1 protein-coding gene is annotated in these 1,055 nt (G+C 72.7%); it reads right to left on the bottom strand.

The window, feature by feature from the left end; all coding sequences use genetic code 11:
- Nucleotides 1-263: 263 nt before the first annotated feature.
- On the bottom strand, nt 264-851 hold the full coding sequence (locus IH61_RS49850; protein WP_037974165.1) for a hypothetical protein: 588 nt from the start codon (nt 849-851) through the stop codon (nt 264-266).
- Between the last annotated feature and the right edge of the window lie 204 nt (nt 852-1,055).

The raw sequence follows: 1,055 nt of genomic DNA on the forward strand, positions 1-1,055 counted from the left end.
AGCCCCGCCCGCGCCTCCAGACACAGCGCCCCCACCCGCACACCCTCCGGGGGGCAACTTGCGCCCCCCGGAGCCCGAAAGCAGCGACACACCCCCAGGCGCCACCCCGACACCCACGGGAACGACCGCACCGCAACACGCCCGCACAAACCCGGCCCCCGACGAACGCCCGCACCGCAACCCGCGCAACACCCCACCCGCGCAACAGCCCCGCCCGAACAGCCCGCCCGCTAGACCCTTCCCGCCCCGAACACCCGGGGGGGTCAGCGCGCCGAGGCCCCGCACGAATCGCACACCCCGGTCGCCGGGAACTCGATGAAACACCCCGGACACACCGCCGCCACCCGCACCGGCGCCGCCGAAACACCCTGCGCCCCACCCCGGCCCGAACCCGACGCCGCCCGGCCCGACGCCCGCCGCGACAACGACTCCCGCAACCGCGGCGCCAACGCCGGCGTACCACCGTCCGCCGGCAACACCGCCCCGAAATGCCGGTAACACGCCAACCGCGCCGCAGCCGCATGCTCCTCACGGTCCAACTCCGACGCCAGCGGCGCATGTCCCGCCACCGCCAACACCTCCTGATACCCCACCCCCACCCGGCCGTCCTGCGCATGCACCACCAAAGACGTCAACGGCGGATCCCCACGCCGATGCGCCTCCCGCACCACCAACGCCAAAACCTTCCCCAACCACTGCCGCTGATCGAAACGCGTCCGCACCCCCGACACCTCCTGCACCAGCGCCGCCAGATCCCCGTACGTGATCACCGCGTGATAACGCCCCGCCACCTCCACCAACGCCGGATACGCCGCCCTCGTCCACACGATCTGCGCCTGAGTCCCACTCACCGGCGCACCATCCCCCCCCCGCCAATACCCAGGCCCCTGCTGCATCATCCCGCCCACCCCTACACCCCATCGACTCGACCACACACCACCGCAGCCAAAACTACCCCGCCCCCACGTTCTGCCCCTGACCCCCCCCCCCCGGCCCACCATCCCCCCCCCGCCAATACCCAGGCCCCTGCTGCATCATCCCGCCCACCCCTACAC

This window comes from Streptomyces sp. NRRL WC-3742, assembly GCF_000720635.1.
Lineage (GTDB): Bacteria > Actinomycetota > Actinomycetes > Streptomycetales > Streptomycetaceae > Kitasatospora.